The following is a 15,866-nucleotide window of genomic DNA, read 5'->3' on the forward strand; positions in this document are numbered from 1 at the left end:
GTTACTGCGTGTCCACCCTCCGCATTTTCGACCCGGTGACATGCACGAGCGACAGTGAGAGCGCCCCCTGAAGGGCGCGGACAGGGAGAAGAAAAATGCGTGTCGGCTGCCCCAAGGAAATCAAGAACCATGAATATCGCGTCGGCCTGACGCCGGGCTCGGTCCGCGAATATGTCGCGCATGGCCATGAAGTGCTGGTCGAGACCGGTGCTGGCGCCGGCATCGGCGCCGACGACAACGCCTATCGCGCCGCCGGCGCCACTATCGCCAAGACGGCCGCCGACGTGTTCGCCAAGTCCGACATGATCGTCAAGGTCAAGGAACCGCAGCCCAACGAATGGGTCCAGCTGCGCGACGGCCAAATCCTCTACACCTATCTTCATTTGGCTCCGGATCCGGAGCAGACCAAGGGTCTTCTTGGCTCGGGCGTCACAGCGATCGCCTATGAGACCGTGACCGACGACCGCGGCGGCCTGCCGCTGCTCGCGCCGATGTCGGAAGTCGCCGGCCGCCTGTCGATCCAGGCCGGCGCGACTGCGCTGCAGAAGGCCAATGGCGGCCGCGGCGTGCTGCTCGGCGGTGTGCCCGGCGTGCTGCCCGGCAAGGTCACCGTGCTCGGCGGCGGCGTCGTCGGCCTGCATGCAGCCAAGATGGCTGTCGGCCTCGGCGCCGACGTCACCATCATCGACCGCTCGATCCCGCGTCTTCGCCAGCTCGACGACATCTTCGGCGGCCGCGTCCATACACGCTACTCGACCGTCGAAGCGCTGGAGGAAGAATGCTTCTCGGCCGACGTCGTCATCGGCGCCGTGCTGATCCCGGGCGCCGCGGCGCCCAAGCTCGTCACCCGCGAAATGCTTTCCGGCATGAAGAAGGGCTCGGTGCTGGTCGACGTCGCGATCGACCAGGGCGGTTGCTTCGAGACCTCGCATGCCACGACGCACGCCGATCCGACCTATGAGGTCGACGGCGTGATCCACTATTGCGTCGCAAACATGCCTGGCGCCGTGCCGGTCACTTCGGCGCACGCGCTCAACAACGCGACGCTGCACTATGGCCTGCAGCTCGCCGACAAAGGCCTCAAGGCGCTGGTCGACGACCACCATTTGCGCAATGGCCTCAATGTCCATAAGGGCAAGATCACCAACCGCGCCGTCGCTGAGGCGCTCGGCTACGAGATGGTCGAACCGAAGGCGGTCCTTGCCGCCTGATAATTCGCAACGATTTCTTTCAGTCGCCCGCCGGGTCATTCCGGCGGGCTTTTTCTTGTGCGGAAACTGCGCTTCCGTCGAAAATCTAGGCAACAAAAAAGCGGAGCAAAAAGCCCCGCTTCCTCGACTGTCGCGATCTGCCGCCGGTCCATCCGCGGTCGACACATCGCAACCACTGCTTTTTAGCGCAGTAGTACGACGAGAATACGACGGCCTTGCAAATGCGCCTCTTTTCGCTCTTCCGCCATTATGCGGCCTTGTGTGAAATGCTTCACATTTGCTCGACGAGAAAGATGTCTAGAGACGGACCGTTACTGGCGGCCTGAGCTGCTTGCCGGGTCGGACAAGTCCGGCCCGGACGGCACTGGCCCGACAGCTTCTGTCAGACCCTCCAACGGCCCGCCCGACCATCGGCGGGCTTTTTTTGTGTCATGCCCGCTCGATGCGGCATTGATAGCAATTGTTGCGGGCCGAGCGGACATGGATGTAGGCGATGTCGTCGCGCCCAAACAGCGTCCGTGCGCGGGCGGCAATCTCGCCGGTCGGCGTGACGGCGCCGCTGCCATAAACGATGCGATCGTCCCTGCCGTAACCCCTGACGATATAGTCGCTGCTTTCGAGCATCTCCGGCAGCGCATCCCCTTCGGCTGCGCGCTCGCATTCCTCGGCATGCAGGAAGATCGGGCCGGTTTCGGCATAGGGCTGCAGTTCCGGGAACGGCCGGTAGGCAACGATCAGATAGCCGTCACCCTCGGCGACGTTCCTGAGGCAATGCCTGCATGGCACGCCGTCACCGTCGGAAATGCGGTGCTCCGGGGTGCGACCGTAGGCATCGGGCCCTCCCCGCTGCAAGGCGCGCACGGCTTCGGTCGGCAAGGCTTTGAACTGGATGCTCATGGCAGATCTCCGGTGTCGATCTCCGGAAATTATGCCGTGGCGACAATGCCTCCCACCCGATTCCTGACTGGCGGAACCGTTTCTCACCAGTCCTGGAATTGCTCTAGGGTCGCATGACGCTGGCCGACCGCTCGGCGAAGGTCAGCGGATGCACGACCTCTCTCTTCTGCGCCACCGGCGTGAAGCCCAGCTTCTGATAAAGCGGCAGAGCCGCCGGATGGTCGAGCGTGCAGGTCTGCACGGTGACGCGCCTTGGCCCATATGCCCAGGCCGCCGAGATGGCGGCGCCAAGGAACCAGCGGCCGATGCCTTGACCATGTGCATGCTCCATCATGCCGAAATAGGCGAGCTCCACCTCGTCCGGCAGATGCGGCTTCAGGTCGAAGAAGCCGGCAGGAGCGCCGTCGAGATAGAGCACGCGGATGTCGCGGTCCTCGCGGTGCAAGCCGGCGGCAAGCTCCTCGTCGCTGAGCCTCAGCACATTGACCCAATGCCATTTGCGCCCGACGCGATCCATCAGATAGCGGTAGAAATGAAGCGGGATATCTTTCGTCTTCAGCAGCGCGATCTGGCGATTGTAAGGGATCGGCGGCGAAACCGCCGGAGCCGCGTGCATCTCCAGGAATGTGACCGTGACTTCGATATCCTGCGGCGCGCCGTTTTCCATCATTCTTTCCCCGTCACCACAGGTGTGTCGCTGAGACTGCCCCACTCGGTCCAGGACCCGTCGTAAAGCCGGTTGTCGGTGTGGCCGAGCGTCTCCAGCGCCAGCGTGACCGCCGCAGCCGTGATGCCCGAGCCGCACGACGTCACGACCGGTTTCGACAGGTCGATGCCGGCATCCTCGATCACCTTGCGCAGGCGATCCTTCGGCAGCAGCTCGCCATTCTCGGCAAGCGCCGTGATCGGAACATTGTGCGCACCCGGCATATGGCCCGAACGAACGCCGGGACGCGGCTCCGGATCGGTTCCGGCAAAGCGGCCGGCCGAGCGCGCGTCGGCGATCTGGCTCTCATGGCTGCCGACGATCCTGCGCATCTCGTCGAGGCCGACAACAGGGCCGGCATCGAAATCGGCATAAAAGACGCTCGGCGCGATCTTTGTCGGCTCGGCCGTCACGGGTCGCCCCTCGGCCTTCCAGCGGTCGATGCCGCCGTTCAGGATGTAGACCTGGAAGACGCCCATGACGCGGAACATCCACCAGGCGCGCGGCGCCGAGAACAGGCCGGGCCCGTCATAGACGACGATGGTGTCGTCAGCCGAAACGCCCATGGCGCCGACATATTGGGCGAAGTGCTGCGGCGATGCCAATGTGTGCGGCAGTTTCGAATCTGGGTCGGACACCGCATCCTGGTCGAGGAAGCGAGCACCCGGAATATGAGCGGCATCGTATTCGGCGCGGGCATCGCGCTTTTGCGCCGGCAGATACCACGAAGCGTCGATAATGGTGAGACCCGGCTCGCCAAGTCGCTTTTCCAGCCAATCGGCGTCGACGATGAAGGGACTGTCCTGCGCCATTCTATTCTCCTGCCCCGCCTAGCTTTAACGTCAGTTCGCCGGCATCGGTCCGAATCGGATGCGGAAGCGCCGGTTCTCGCGGCCTTTCTTCTCGATCTTGCCGATATGAATCTCGCCGACCTCGCCGGTCGACCTCACATGCGTTCCGCCGCATGGCTGGCTGTCGATCGAGCCGCTCTCGCCGATGCAGACCAGGCGGATCTTGCCGGTGCCGACCGGCGGGCGGACGTTCTTCGATTTGACTAGGCCGGGATTGGCGGCGAGTTCCTCGTCGGTGATCAGCCGGGTGAAGATCGGATGGTCGGCGCGCACCAGCTCCATCAGCCTCGCCGTCACATCCTCCTTCGTGAAGCCGGCGTCGGGAATGTCGAAGTCGACGCGGCTGTCGTCTTCTGCGACCGCTGCCCCGGTGATTGGGAAGGGGCAAACGACAGTCAGCAGGTGACAGGCGGAGTGCATGCGCATCAGGAGGTGCCGCCGCTCCCAGTCGATCAGGAGCTTCAGCTTTTCGCCGACCGCGGGCAGCGCCTGCTCCGGTGCCGGCACATGAACGATCTCGTCCTTGGTCTCGCCGGTGATGGTGGCGGCGATCGCAATGCGGTCGCCATCGGCGCGCTCTAATATCCCGGTGTCGCCCGGCTGGCCGCCGGACGTTGCATAAAAGACTGTCCGATCGAGAAGGATGCCGCCGCGATCGTTGATCGCGACGACCTCGGCCTCCGCCGTCTTCTGATAGGCGTCGTCGCGAAACTGCGCCTCGGTTTTGTACGCCATCATGCCACCTTTTCGAACGGCACTGAAATATCGGCTTTTTCTTCCATCCAGCCCGGCACCGGAAGGCTCTTGCCGCGCAGGAACTCCGGATTGAAGAGCTTGGCCTGGTAGCGCGTGCCGTAGTCGGCAAGGATCGTCACGATGGTGTGGCCGGGTCCGAGCTCGCGCGCCAGCCGGACGGCGCCGGCGATGTTGATGCCGGTCGAGCCGCCGACGCAGAGCCCCTCTTCCTGGATCAGGTCGAAAATGATGGGCAACGCTTCCTCGTCCGGGATCTGATAGGAGAAATCCGGCGAGAAGTCTTCCAGATTCGCGGTGATGCGGCCCTGGCCGATACCTTCGGTGATCGAGCTGCCGTCGGATTTCAACTCGCCGCTGGTGTAGAAACTGTAGAGGGCGGCACCCAGCGGGTCGGCGAGCGCGATCTTGACGTCCTTGCTCTTGCCCTTGAGCCCGAGAGCGACACCCGCAAGCGTGCCGCCGGAGCCGACGGCCGAGACGAAGCCATCGATCTTGCCGCCGGTCTGAGCCCATATCTCCTGGGCCGTCGTGCGGATGTGGCCGTCGCGGTTGGCGACATTGTCGAACTGGTTGGCCCAGATCGCGCCGTTCGGCTCCGAACGTGCCAGTTGCTCGGCAAGGCGGCCGGACAGTTTTATGTAATTGTTGGCGTTTTTGTAGGGCACCGCCGGCACTTCGATGAGCTCCGCGCCCAGGATCTTGATCGTGTCCTTCTTTTCCTGGCTCTGCGTGTCGGGGATGACGATGACGGTGCGGTAGCCGAGCGCCTTGGCGACCAACGTCAACCCGATGCCTGTGTTGCCGGCAGTGCCTTCGACGATCAGCCCCCCGGGCTTGAGCAGGCCGCGCTGCTCGGCATCGCGGATGATGAACAGGCCGGCCCGATCCTTTACCGATTGCCCCGGATTCATGAACTCGGCCTTGCCGAGGATCTCACAGCCGGTCGCTTCCGAAGCCTTGTTGAGCCGGATCAGCGGCGTGTTGCCGATTGCTTCGATCACAGAACGGGGCATGCGGGATTCCTTTATGTGTGCGGCGAGACCCTAAAAACCGGACGCCCCGGTTTCAAGGTAAGATTTTGTCTGGTCCAGTCGCATTCTGGATGCTGCAATGCTTGCGATCATTTCAACGCCAAGCGCAAAAGCGCTCTTTTCATTCGATTTCTTCGCCGCTACAGCAAGCCCGAACATTCGCAGGACATCGCATGACACTCTACCGGGCCAATCCGAAGGACGGTGTCGCCTGGATCACGGGCGGCAGCAGCGGCCTTGGCCGCGCGTTGGCCAAGGATCTTGCCAATCAAGGCTATGCCGTCGCGGTCACCTCTCTGCCCGAAGATCCGGCCGACACGCTGGTCGTCGAAACGGCGCAAATGTCCGGACATGTGAAATCCTTTCCCTGCGACGTCACCGACGAGCAGGGCATGGCGCGTACGGCCGCCGCAATCGAGGAGCAGATGGGGGCCATCGTGCTTGCCGTTTTCAACGCCGGCAACTACATCGCCACGCCCGGCGAGAATCTGGTTGTGCGCGATTTCCACCGCTCCTTCGCCGTGAACTATTTCGGCATCGTCAACGGCGTGGTGCCTGTCGTCGAGCATATGCGCGTGCGCGGACGCGGCCATATCGTTCTGGTGGGATCGGTCACCGCTTATTCCGGCTGGCCGACCACGGCAGCCTATGGCGGCACCAAGGCCGCGATCAACATCCTGGCGGAGTCGCTGAAATACGATTTCGACAAGATGAATATCCGCATCCAGGTCATCAACCCGGGCTTCGTCGACACGCCGCTGACGGAAAAGAACAAGTTGCCGATGCCGGGCCTCATGCCTGTGCATCGCGCGTCGCGCCGCATGGCGAGCGGCATCCGGAAGGGCGGCTTCGAGGTCACCTTCCCGTACCATATAAGCTTGCCGTTGAAGGTGCTCGGCCTGCTGCCGCGGCCGATCGGCCGCTTCGTCATCGGGCTCACCACCCACTGGTGGCGGCGGCCATTGCATTTCGATCGCAGGCTGCCTGGCGACAAAAACCCATCTCGCGACAAGGCGGCATAAGCCGGCGAAACGGCGATTGCCTGCCGGCGGGTACGGCCATAGGTTGAGAATCATTGCTTGGAGACTGTAATGGGGCGGCGGATCGTGCTGGCGGTGCTTGGCCTTGCAGTCGTCCTGATAGCCGTTTTCTTCCTCGGCCCACGCGTGCCGGTCGACACCACAATCCGGTTCAATCCATCGGCGATCGGCGATGATCCGCAGGCCTATCTGGCGCGTGAAGAGGCTGCCGTGCCCAACATCCGCGACGGCCTCGACAAGGAGATCATCTGGGCGAACCCGATGGTCCATGCCAAGACGCCCTTGGCCATCGTCTATATCCATGGCTTTTCCGCCTCGAAGGGCGAGGTCCGCCCCTTGCCGGACGACATTGCGGATGAACTGGACGCGAACCTCTTCTACACGCGCCTGACCGGCCACGGTCAGGACGGCGCGGCCATGGCGCAAGGCAGCGTCAATGCCTGGGTCAATGACTATGAGGAGGCTTTGGCCATCGGCCGTGCCATCGGTGACAAGGTGATCGTCATCGGGACCTCGACCGGCGGTTCGCTGGCGGCATGGGCCGCAACCCGGCCTGGTGCATCGGACGGCGTCGCCGCTATCGCATTCATATCGCCGAATTTCGGCGTCAAGGCCTCTGGCGCCGAGGTTCTCACCATGCCCTGGGGCGGACAAATCGCCGAGCTTGTCGGCGGCAAGGAGCGCAGTTTTCCCGCGCGCAACGCACTGCACGAGAAATTCTGGACCACCAAATACCCCATGAAGGCGGTGCTGCCGATGGCCGCGCTCACCAATCTCGCCTATGAGGCGCCGGTCGAGAAGGCGAAAATCCCTGCCCTGTTCATCTTCTCGGATGCCGACAAGGTGGTGCGGCCGGACCGCACGCGCGAGATAGCCGGGCGCTGGGGTGCGCCGCATGAGCTGGTACCGGTCGACGACACCGGCGATCCGGACAATCACGTCATCGCCGGCGATGTGCTGTCGCCGCAGACCACAGCCTTCCTCACCCAGCGTATCGTGGTGTGGGTTAAGGCGTTGATGCAGCAGCAGTCGGGCCAGTGAAGTCGGGCCAGTGAAATGAAAAACGGCCGAAGCATCGCCCTGGCCGTTCCTGTTCGCGTGGTTCTGCTAGAGCATGATGCCGAAAAGTGTGGAGCGGTTTTCGGCATCATGCTCTATGTCTTTGATTTAGAGCCGGATTCAGATTTCAGGTCGACTCGACCTGAAATCATCCGGCTCTAGGCTCAGGCAGCCCGGTTTGCCGGACGCTTGCCGCCGAAGCGGCGCTTGTTGTTGCCCTTGAAGCGCTTGAAGCCGTCGGGCTTGCTCGAGCCATTCGGCTTGGCCGCGGCCGGGCGTTCGCCCTGCGGCTTGGGAGCGCGCTCGCCATGAGGCTTGCCGCCGAAACGTTTGTTGTCGCCACCGTTGCCAGGGCGGCGGCCATCGCGACGGGCGCCGTGATGCTCGCGGTCATTGGCCGGTTCGAAATTTCGCTCGGCCTTTTCCCTGGGGTCGCGCTGCGGATCCGGGCTGCCGAGATGGTCGGCGACGACCGGCAGCTTCATGCGGATGATGCGCTCGACCTGCCGCAGCTTGGCGTTTTCCGAAGGATCGCACAGCGTGATCGCAATACCGTCCCTGCCGTTGCGGCCGGTGCGGCCGATACGATGGACGTAGCTCTCCGCTTCGTCAGGCAAGTCGAAATTCACGACATGGCTGATGCCGGGCACGTCGATGCCGCGCGCCGCGATATCGGTCGCGACAAGGATGCGCACCGAGCCGTCGCGGAAATCGTTGAGCGCCTTCTGGCGCGCGTTCTGCGACTTGTTGCCGTGGATGACGGCCGCCTCGAAACCGTCACGGGCGAGGTCCTTGGTGACGCGGTCGGCACCATGCTTGGTGCGCGAGAACACGATCACCGAACGCATCGCCTCGTCGGCCAGCATCTTTGACAGCACCTGGCGCTTCTGCTTGGTGCGGGCGAGCACCAAGCTCTGCACGATCTCGACCGCAGCGGTGCTTTGCGGCGAGACTTCGATGCGGACGGGGTTCTTCAGCAAGCCCTTGGCGAGCTCGGCGATCTCATCGGGCATGGTGGCCGAGAACAGTGCCGTCTGCCGGTCCGGCGCGGTCGCCTTGGCAATACGCTTGACATCGTTGATGAAGCCCATGTCGAGCATGCGGTCGCCCTCGTCGAGCACCAGCCATTTGGTGTCGGCAAGGATGAGGTCGCCCTCACGTACTAGGTCGGTCAGGCGGCCGGGCGTGGCGATCAGAATGTCGACGCCGGGCGCAACCTTTTTCACCTGGCTGAAGCGCGAGACGCCGCCCAGCACCAGCGCGGTCGAGACATGCGCGCCCTTGGCGAGGATCTTGATGGTGTCCTCGATCTGCACGGCGAGCTCGCGCGTCGGCGCCAGGATGAGCGCCCGCGTCGTCTTCGGCCGGCGCTTGGTGCCGAGGCCGATGATCTTCGAGAGAATCGGCAGCGCGAAGGCCGCCGTCTTGCCCGAACCGGTCTGGGCGATACCGAAAATATCGCGCCCCGCGAGCTGCGGCGGGATCGCCTGCGTCTGGATCGGCTTCGGATCGGCGAAGCCGGCGGCATGGGTCGCCTTGAGCAGCGCGCCCGAAATCCCAAGTGCTGCGAAACCGTTCAGTTCCGCTGTATTTTCGTTGGTCAAAATAATCTTCTTTCACGCGGCCTTGTGGCCGCAAACATCAATGGCGGCAGGGCGCAACCTGCCGTCGGATAAATTGTCATGGAACGACAAGGCGGCGGACGGTTCCGTCCGCGCGGCTGCGCTGTCGTGCCCGCAAGCATCATGCCTCGGGGCTTTTTCGCCAGCTTGCCGATCGACCAGGGCCGATTTGCCGGAAAGAGGGAAAACAGACGCAACCAGTCTCATTCGTCGAGAAGGCCGGATTCATTCCCGGCCCAAGCGCCTATGCCGCTGCATATGGCTGAGTTCGCTCCGAAATGCAAGGGGCGTCATGTTGCGGTGCAACAAATGAGCAGCCGTTTACGATCTTGGACTCAGACCTCGTCAGGCCATTTCCGCGCGCCATGCTGGACGAAAAGAATTTCTATCTGAGTTTCCTTCACTCGATACGCAACGACATAGGGTGTGCCGGGGATCACCAGTTCACGAGTTCCCTTGATCTCGCCGATCCGTCTGATGAAGGGATTGGCCGACAACAGCCGAGCTGTTTTCGAATGGATCTCGTTGACGACCCGGGCAGCGGCCCGTGGGTTGTGTTGGCCGATATAGTCGCCGATTGATGCAAGCTCGATCAGATAGTGTTGGGTCCAGACAATCCGCACAGATCGTTATACCTGACCGTATTTGTTCAAAACGGCTGCTATCTCTTCTTCATTTGCGAAGTCGCCACGATCGGCCGCGTCTATTCCGGCCTGAATGCCGGCGATCCACTTTTCCTGCCACGCGAGCGAGCGGCCGTGAGATAGGGCATCCTCAATGATCTGGTCGCGAGTGAGTGTCGAACGCGAGGTCAGCATTTCGATCCTGCGGTTCAAGTCCTCGGATATTTCCACGTTGTTCTTCATCGTTTCATTCTGCCATATCCGACCGCTGACTGCCAAGATCGCCCACTGACGGTTGCGCGAGCTTGGAGACCCGGGCGAAATGGAGCGCTTGCGCTCCTCTGCCCTCCCCATTACCACAAATCACTTATCCTTTTTGGGAAGCAGCGATGAAAGACGTGCTGAAGGAACTCGAGCGCCGCCGCGAGATCGCCCGCATGGGCGGCGGCAAGGACCGCATCGAGGCGCAGCACAACAAGGGCAAGCTCACCGCGCGCGAACGCATCGAGGTCTTCCTCGACGAGGGCTCGTTCGAAGAGTTCGACATGTATGTCGAGCATCGTTCGACCGATTTCGGCATGGAGAAGACCAAGATCGCCGGCGACGGCGTCGTCACCGGCTGGGGCACCGTCAATGGGCGCCCGGTCTATATCTTCGCCAAGGATTTCACCGTGTTCGGCGGCTCGCTGTCGGAAGCGCATGCCGAAAAAGTCATCAAGGTGCAGGAGATGGCGCTGCGCAATCGCGCGCCGATCATCGGCCTCTATGACGCCGGCGGCGCACGTATCCAGGAAGGCGTGGCGGCGCTTGGCGGCTACGCGGAGATCTTCCAGCGCAATGTGCTCGCCTCCGGCGTCATCCCGCAGATCTCGCTGATCATGGGTCCCTGCGCCGGCGGCGACGTCTACTCGCCCGCCATGACCGATTTCATCTTCATGGTGCGCGACACCTCCTACATGTTCGTCACCGGACCGGACGTGGTGAAGACGGTGACCAATGAGACGGTGACCGCCGAAAGCCTTGGCGGCGCGTCCGTCCACACCACCAAGTCCTCCATCGCCGACGGCGCCTATGACAATGATGTCGAGGCGCTGCTGCAGATGCGCCGGCTGCTCGATCTTTTGCCGGCGTCGAACACGGCCGAAATCCCGGAAATCGAGTGCTACCAGTCGGTGACGGACCACGACCTGTCGCTCGACCGGCTGATCCCCGACAATGCCAACAAGCCCTACGATATCAAGGAGTTGATTCTGAAGGTCGCGGACGAAGGCGATTTCTTCGAGATCCAGCAGAGTTTTGCCAAGAACATCGTCACCGGCTTCGGCCGCGTCGAGGGCCGCACGGTCGGTTTCGTCGCCAACCAGCCGATGGTGCTGGCCGGCGTGCTCGATTCCGACGCCAGCCGCAAGGCGGCGCGCTTCGTGCGCTTCTGCGATTGTTTTTCCATTCCCATCGTCACCTTCGTCGACGTCCCTGGGTTCCTGCCGGGCACCGCGCAGGAATATGGCGGGCTGATCAAGCATGGCGCCAAGCTGCTTTTCGCCTATGCCGAGGCGACCGTGCCGAAGATCACCGTCATCACCCGCAAGGCCTATGGCGGCGCCTATGACGTGATGGCCTCGAAGCATTTGCGCGGCGATATGAACTATGCATGGCCGACGGCGCAGATCGCCGTGATGGGCGCCAGGGGCGCGGTCGAGATCATCTATCGCAAGGACATCGGCGATCCGGAGAAAATCGCCGCGCATACAAAGGGTTACGAGGATCGCTTCCTATCGCCCTTCGTCGCCGCCGAACGCGGCTATGTCGACGAGGTGATCATGCCCCACTCGACCCGGCGCCGCATTGCGCGAGCGTTGCGCATGTTGCGCAACAAAGACATGCAGAACCCTTGGAAGAAGCACGACAACATTCCGTTGTGAAAAGCTGCACCGATAAGAAATGCGCATAACCCTTGCAGCCCAGAGCCTTATTCCAGCGATGGGGTATGGCGGCACACAGCGCCAGGTCGAATGGCTGATCACCGAACTGGTCAGGCTCGGCCACCATGTGGTCCTGATCGCCGCGCCGGGGTCGTCGCATCCGCTCTGCGAGGTCAGGCATGCGATCAGCGATGCCGAATGCCGGGCGGCGATCCCACGCGACACCCAGATCGTCAATCTCCACGCCTGGAAGGTCGAGGTACCCTTTCCGACGCTCAACACCGAGCACGGCCATCTTCCGGATTATCCGCGGCCACAGCCCAACTGGAATTTCCTCAGCGCCCGCCATGCCGAGCTGCATGGCCGCAAGACCTTCGTCTATAACGGCTTTCCGGTGGACGCCTATCAGCTGGCGCCGTCGAAGAACGACCATCTGTTTTTCATGGCGGCCATCGCCCGGGCCGGAAAGGGGCTGAACCGGGCGGTGGACTTGGCGAAGAAATTCGACTTCACCCTCGACATCGCCGGCGGCTCGCGCTGGAAGCTGCTCGGCCGCAGCAAGACGCGCCGCGAGGGCGTGTTCTTCAAGAGCCTTTCCGCTCGCTATCGGTTTCACGGCATGGTCGACGGCCAGGACAAATTGCGTCTGCTGGGCGAATCGAAGGCATTCCTCAACCCGATCTCCTGGGAGGAGCCGTTCGGCATGGCGCAGGTCGAGGCCATGCTGTGCGGCACGCCCGTGCTCACCACGCCGCGCGGCGCGCTCGTGGAAACCGTCGATGCGGATACCGGACGCTTCTTCGAGTCCGACGAGGAGTTCGGGCGCGCCCTTGTCGAGATCGGAGACCTGCCGGCGCAAAGGTGCCGCCAGTCTGCGGCGGACAGGTTCCCGATCGAGAAAACGGCGAAAGCCTATCTGGAGCTCTATCACCGCATCCTTGATGGCGAAGCGCTTCCGTGACAAATCACCGTCATGCTCGCTATTGGCAGCGGCTGTTCCGGATCGAAAAGGTAGCGCTTGTTGCGTCCCATCCTCGTCTTCTGCTTGCCGGCGATCGGTGACTTCATCCGGTGCCATTCGGCAATCCAGATACTTGCGGTGAAGTTTCCCGGGCATCCGATCGACGTCGCCACCTCGCCGCTTGCCGCGCCGCTGGCGCGGCTGATGCCGCATATCCGCAAGACCTGGATCATTGAGAAGCACTGGAAGCCCGGGCTGAAAGAGCGCGCGGGTCTGGCGCGCGAAATCCGCAAGGAGGACTACCAGGCGGCCTATATGCTCACCAGCAGCGCCAAGGCTTCGCTGGTGCCGTGGCTCGCCGGAATTCCGGAACGCATCGGCTATCCGCGCGAGTTCCAGTTCGGCATCATCAACCGGCTGCCCGCCGGCTGGCCGAAGAGCTTCGTGGCGTTCGGCCCGCGCAAGACAAGGTTGTTCGAGCAAGTCTGCGCGATCGCGATGCTGGGCGAGAAACCTGGCGATGACATGCGCCTGCCTGCTCCGCAAATGGCGGTCTCAGCCGAGGAACTTGCCGATTGGCGCGCCCGGCATGGAATCGATCCGGCGAGGCCGGCGCTGGCGCTCTACACCTCGGCTTTCACCAATTTCCGTTCATGGCCGGCGGAGCGTTTTATCTCGGTGGCGAAGGATCACGCCAGGCGCGGCTGGTCGGTCTGGCTCATCGGCGGCCCGCGCGAGCGCGAGGCCGCGGCTCAGATCCGGGCTGCGCTCCCCGAGGCGGTGGATTTCACATCGACACCGCAACTGACCGACGCCATATGCCAGATCGCCGCCTCAACTGCGTTTCTCGGCGTCGATGGCGGGCTCTGCCACGCGGCCGCGGCCTTGGGCGGACCATGCGTGCTTATCTTCGGATCGAACCGCTCCTATGAGACCGGACCGGTGAACGACCAGGTGCGCTATCTCGAGCCGCCGATTTCGACACCGAGTTGGGTCCAGGATACACGCGGTGTCAGCGAGGAACGCGTTCTTGCCGCTTTGGCCGACGCCGTGAGGCAGCCGCGCCCCAGCTAGGTTGCCTGACCTATTCCTCGGTTGCCGCCCCGAAAACCCGCGCCTATGCGGGTTCGGGCCAGCTGCTTCATAGGACAGGGCTCTGCGCCAGTTCGCGAAGAACCGGCACCATGGCAAGAGGCAGGTCTTCTGCAATCAAACCCGGCCCAAAGCGGCTGCCGGCTTCGGCATGGATCCAGACCGCCGCGCAAGCCGCTTCGAAGGCCGGCATGCCTTGCGCGAGAAGCCCGGCAATGATGCCCGCCAGCACGTCGCCCGAACCGGCGGTGGCAAGCCAGGGCGCGCCATTGCTGTTGATCGCGGCACGGCCGTCCGGCGCGGCGATCACGCTGTCGGCGCCCTTGTAGACGATCACGGCGTTGGCGCGCTGCGCGGCTTCGCGTGCCTTGGCCAGCTTCGACAACGCCTTGTTGCCGGCGATGTCGGCAAACAGCCTGCCGAACTCACCCTCATGCGGCGTCATGATCAACGCCGGCGCGTCCGGTCTGGCGGCCGCCTCGAACAGGGTCGAGGCCGCATTGCGGAAAGACGTGATGCCGTCTGCGTCGAGCACGAGGCCCTCGACGCCGCCGTCCTGCCGGTTTTTGGCGAGCACGGCGAGCGCGAAATCGCGCGCCTTGTCACCGATGCCGAAGCCGGGGCCGAGGACGAAGGCGGACGGCCGGCGATCGCCGATAAGATCATGCACGTCCTCGATCGCGTCGACCTTGCGCAGCATGATTGAGGTCAGATGCGCCGCGTTGACCTGCATGGCGTTCGCCGGCGAGAGCACGGTGACGGCCCCCGCTCCGCTTCTGGCGGCCGCAAGCGCCGACAGCCGCGCCGCGCCCGTCGCGGATGGTCCGCCCGAAAAGACGCTGGTATGGCCGCGCTTGTATTTGTGCGTGTCGAGGGCGGGCGCGGGAAAGCTGGCGATCCAGAGCCCGGGGCGGTTCTCAAAGGCCCGCGGCGCGACCTCGTCGATGATCTCGTCACGAATGCCGATGTCGGCCACCACGATCTCGCCACATCGCTCGCGGCCAGGCAGAAGCAGATGCCCAGGCTTCTTTCGTGCGAAGGTCACCGTGAGAGCCGCGCGAAATGCCGAGCCGAGGACTTCGCCGCTTTCGCCTGAAACGCCCGAAGGCAGGTCGATCGCGACAACCGGCAGGTTCATGCCCGTCGCGGTGTCGACCGCGCCTTTGGCGTCGCCGGCGAGAGGCTTCGACAGGCCCGCGCCATAGATGGCGTCGACAACCAGCGATCCAGCTTCCGCGGTGAAGGCTGAAAGCGGGTGCCGCTCCAGAGCGCAATCAGCCGCCGCGAGCGCGGCGTCGCTGCCTGCCTTCGGTTCGCCCGACGCCCACAGGGCGACATCGACGCCGGCCGCGGCCAGCAGCCGCGCCACGACGTAGCCGTCGCCGCCATTGTTGCCGGGGCCGCACAGCACGTGCACCTTCTTCGCGCCAGGATAGCGCGCCAGCACGACGGCAGCGACCGCCTCGCCGGCGCGTAGCATCAAGCGATAGCCGTCGAGCGGTCCGGCCGCGATTGTCAGCCTGTCGGCCTCGGCCATTTCGGCCGGCGATAGAAGTTCATTGCGCATGGGATTGCCGATCTCCATGCGATCAAGCATTGTCCAGTTTTCGGTTCGAAGCAAACCAGTGACCGCGCATTGTCTTGCAAATGCGGTCGCATCCGGGAGGGGTTCAGCCTGCAAATTGCGCTGTCTGCCCATTTTTTGCGCAGACGCGAGGAGGAGCGATGTATACGGTTTGGGCGTCCATGACGCATCCGATGCAGCCGATGACGCGAATTTGCATCCGGACGCGGCATGGGCGCGAAAACGCCCCTCACCGTCTGCGCTCCTCAGGATTGGCACGCTTCGTGCTTGATGAAGGCGCAAGCGGGGCAGACAACCCGTCTTCTTGGCAGTGGAGGCCACTTTTTACATGAAAAAGATCGAAGCGATCATCAAGCCATTCAAGCTGGACGAAGTGAAGGAAGCGCTTCAGGAGGCCGGACTGCAAGGCATCACCGTCACCGAAGCCAAGGGTTTCGGCCGCCAGAAGGGCCATACCGAGCTCTATCGCGGCGCCGAATATGTCGTCGATTTCCTGCCCAAGGTGAAGAT

Annotated in this window: 16 protein-coding genes; 7 read left to right on the forward strand and 9 right to left on the reverse strand. The window is 63.3% G+C overall.

What is annotated here, in order from left to right:
* Window positions 1-95 precede the first annotated feature (95 nt).
* On the forward strand, window positions 96-1,211 hold the full coding sequence (gene ald / locus FJ419_RS26890) for an alanine dehydrogenase (RefSeq protein WP_140636540.1): 1,116 nt from the start codon (window positions 96-98) through the stop codon (window positions 1,209-1,211).
* 429 nt (window positions 1,212-1,640) lie between these two features.
* On the opposite strand, the gene FJ419_RS26895 is transcribed toward ald, so the two are convergent.
* From FJ419_RS26895 to FJ419_RS26915, 5 genes are all read right to left on the reverse strand, one after another.
* A complete protein-coding gene (locus FJ419_RS26895; protein ID WP_140700316.1) occupies window positions 1,641-2,108 on the reverse strand; it encodes a DUF1203 domain-containing protein in 468 nt (155 codons plus the stop codon).
* Window positions 2,109-2,211: 103 nt separating this feature from the next.
* A complete protein-coding gene (locus FJ419_RS26900) occupies window positions 2,212-2,775 on the reverse strand; it encodes a GNAT family N-acetyltransferase (RefSeq protein ID WP_140700317.1) in 564 nt (187 codons plus the stop codon).
* Complete coding sequence (sseA, locus tag FJ419_RS26905) at window positions 2,775-3,626, reverse strand: 3-mercaptopyruvate sulfurtransferase (RefSeq protein ID WP_140700318.1); 852 nt, start codon at window positions 3,624-3,626, stop codon at window positions 2,775-2,777. The genes FJ419_RS26900 and sseA overlap by 1 nt, the downstream gene beginning before the upstream one ends.
* Window positions 3,627-3,656: 30 nt before the next feature.
* On the reverse strand, window positions 3,657-4,400 hold the full coding sequence (locus FJ419_RS26910; RefSeq protein WP_140700328.1) for an alanyl-tRNA editing protein: 744 nt from the start codon (window positions 4,398-4,400) through the stop codon (window positions 3,657-3,659).
* Complete coding sequence (locus FJ419_RS26915) at window positions 4,400-5,434, reverse strand: cysteine synthase A (protein WP_140636532.1); 1,035 nt, start codon at window positions 5,432-5,434, stop codon at window positions 4,400-4,402. The genes FJ419_RS26910 and FJ419_RS26915 overlap by 1 nt, the downstream gene beginning before the upstream one ends.
* A gap of 191 nt (window positions 5,435-5,625) precedes the next feature.
* Between FJ419_RS26915 and FJ419_RS26920 the strand changes: the two genes are divergently transcribed.
* Together FJ419_RS26920 and FJ419_RS26925 are read left to right on the forward strand one after the other, a co-directional pair.
* Window positions 5,626-6,474 (forward strand): SDR family NAD(P)-dependent oxidoreductase, encoded by an 849-nt coding sequence (locus FJ419_RS26920; RefSeq protein ID WP_140700319.1) that lies wholly within the window; start codon window positions 5,626-5,628, stop codon window positions 6,472-6,474.
* Window positions 6,475-6,543: 69 nt separating this feature from the next.
* Entirely contained in the window at window positions 6,544-7,533 is a 990-nt protein-coding gene (locus FJ419_RS26925; protein ID WP_140700320.1) for an alpha/beta fold hydrolase, read from the forward strand.
* A 182-nt stretch (window positions 7,534-7,715) separates the two neighbouring features.
* Here FJ419_RS26925 and FJ419_RS26930 read toward each other — a convergent pair whose 3' ends face one another.
* The 3 genes from FJ419_RS26930 to FJ419_RS26940 all read right to left on the reverse strand — a co-directional run bounded on the left by FJ419_RS26930 (window position 7,716) and on the right by FJ419_RS26940 (window position 10,039).
* Window positions 7,716-9,155 (reverse strand): DEAD/DEAH box helicase, encoded by a 1,440-nt coding sequence (locus FJ419_RS26930; RefSeq protein ID WP_181170821.1) that lies wholly within the window; start codon window positions 9,153-9,155, stop codon window positions 7,716-7,718.
* Between the two features lie 353 nt (window positions 9,156-9,508).
* On the reverse strand, window positions 9,509-9,796 hold the full coding sequence (locus tag FJ419_RS26935; protein ID WP_140700322.1) for a type II toxin-antitoxin system RelE/ParE family toxin: 288 nt from the start codon (window positions 9,794-9,796) through the stop codon (window positions 9,509-9,511).
* Between the two features lie 6 nt (window positions 9,797-9,802).
* Entirely contained in the window at window positions 9,803-10,039 is a 237-nt protein-coding gene (locus FJ419_RS26940; RefSeq protein ID WP_140542882.1) for a transcriptional regulator, read from the reverse strand.
* Between the two features lie 146 nt (window positions 10,040-10,185).
* On the opposite strand from FJ419_RS26940, the gene FJ419_RS26945 reads away from it, so the two are divergent.
* Genes FJ419_RS26945 through waaF form a run of 3 tightly spaced genes read left to right on the forward strand, consistent with a single transcriptional unit; the run spans window position 10,186 to window position 13,753 of the window.
* The gene (locus tag FJ419_RS26945) at window positions 10,186-11,718 is read left to right on the forward strand and encodes an acyl-CoA carboxylase subunit beta (protein ID WP_140700323.1); all 1,533 of its coding nucleotides are present in this window, start codon (window positions 10,186-10,188) and stop codon (window positions 11,716-11,718) included.
* A 19-nt stretch (window positions 11,719-11,737) separates the two neighbouring features.
* Entirely contained in the window at window positions 11,738-12,679 is a 942-nt protein-coding gene (locus tag FJ419_RS26950; protein ID WP_140700324.1) for a glycosyltransferase, read from the forward strand.
* Window positions 12,680-12,739: 60 nt separating this feature from the next.
* Window positions 12,740-13,753, forward strand: coding sequence for a lipopolysaccharide heptosyltransferase II (gene waaF, locus FJ419_RS26955; protein WP_140700329.1), 1,014 nt, complete (start codon window positions 12,740-12,742; stop codon window positions 13,751-13,753).
* Between the two features lie 67 nt (window positions 13,754-13,820).
* On the opposite strand, the gene FJ419_RS26960 is transcribed toward waaF, so the two are convergent.
* Window positions 13,821-15,338 carry an NAD(P)H-hydrate dehydratase gene (locus FJ419_RS26960; RefSeq protein WP_140700330.1) on the reverse strand — a complete coding sequence of 506 codons (1,518 nt, stop codon included), beginning with the start codon at window positions 15,336-15,338 and terminating at the stop codon, window positions 13,821-13,823.
* A 346-nt stretch (window positions 15,339-15,684) separates the two neighbouring features.
* Between FJ419_RS26960 and FJ419_RS26965 the strand changes: the two genes are divergently transcribed.
* A partial coding sequence (locus FJ419_RS26965) for a P-II family nitrogen regulator (RefSeq protein WP_140700325.1) occupies window positions 15,685-15,866 on the forward strand: 182 nt, incomplete at its 3' end.

This window comes from Mesorhizobium sp. B2-6-2 (genome assembly GCF_006440615.1).
GTDB lineage: Bacteria > Pseudomonadota > Alphaproteobacteria > Rhizobiales > Rhizobiaceae > Mesorhizobium.

What these genes read in the sequence shown, in the direction of transcription:
- ald (WP_140636540.1), top strand. Translation starts at nt 96, where the DNA reads ATGCGTGTCGGCTGCCCCAAGGAAATCAAGAACCATGAATATCGCGTC.
- FJ419_RS26895 (WP_140700316.1), bottom strand. Translation starts at nt 2,108, where the DNA reads ATGAGCATCCAGTTCAAAGCCTTGCCGACCGAAGCCGTGCGCGCCTTG.
- FJ419_RS26900 (WP_140700317.1), bottom strand. Translation starts at nt 2,775, where the DNA reads ATGGAAAACGGCGCGCCGCAGGATATCGAAGTCACGGTCACATTCCTG.
- sseA (WP_140700318.1), bottom strand. Translation starts at nt 3,626, where the DNA reads ATGGCGCAGGACAGTCCCTTCATCGTCGACGCCGATTGGCTGGAAAAG.
- FJ419_RS26910 (WP_140700328.1), bottom strand. Translation starts at nt 4,400, where the DNA reads ATGGCGTACAAAACCGAGGCGCAGTTTCGCGACGACGCCTATCAGAAG.
- FJ419_RS26915 (WP_140636532.1), bottom strand. Translation starts at nt 5,434, where the DNA reads ATGCCCCGTTCTGTGATCGAAGCAATCGGCAACACGCCGCTGATCCGG.
- FJ419_RS26920 (WP_140700319.1), top strand. Translation starts at nt 5,626, where the DNA reads ATGACACTCTACCGGGCCAATCCGAAGGACGGTGTCGCCTGGATCACG.
- FJ419_RS26925 (WP_140700320.1), top strand. Translation starts at nt 6,544, where the DNA reads ATGGGGCGGCGGATCGTGCTGGCGGTGCTTGGCCTTGCAGTCGTCCTG.
- FJ419_RS26940 (WP_140542882.1), bottom strand. Translation starts at nt 10,039, where the DNA reads ATGAAGAACAACGTGGAAATATCCGAGGACTTGAACCGCAGGATCGAA.
- FJ419_RS26945 (WP_140700323.1), top strand. Translation starts at nt 10,186, where the DNA reads ATGAAAGACGTGCTGAAGGAACTCGAGCGCCGCCGCGAGATCGCCCGC.
- FJ419_RS26950 (WP_140700324.1), top strand. Translation starts at nt 11,738, where the DNA reads ATGCGCATAACCCTTGCAGCCCAGAGCCTTATTCCAGCGATGGGGTAT.
- FJ419_RS26960 (WP_140700330.1), bottom strand. Translation starts at nt 15,338, where the DNA reads ATGCGCAATGAACTTCTATCGCCGGCCGAAATGGCCGAGGCCGACAGG.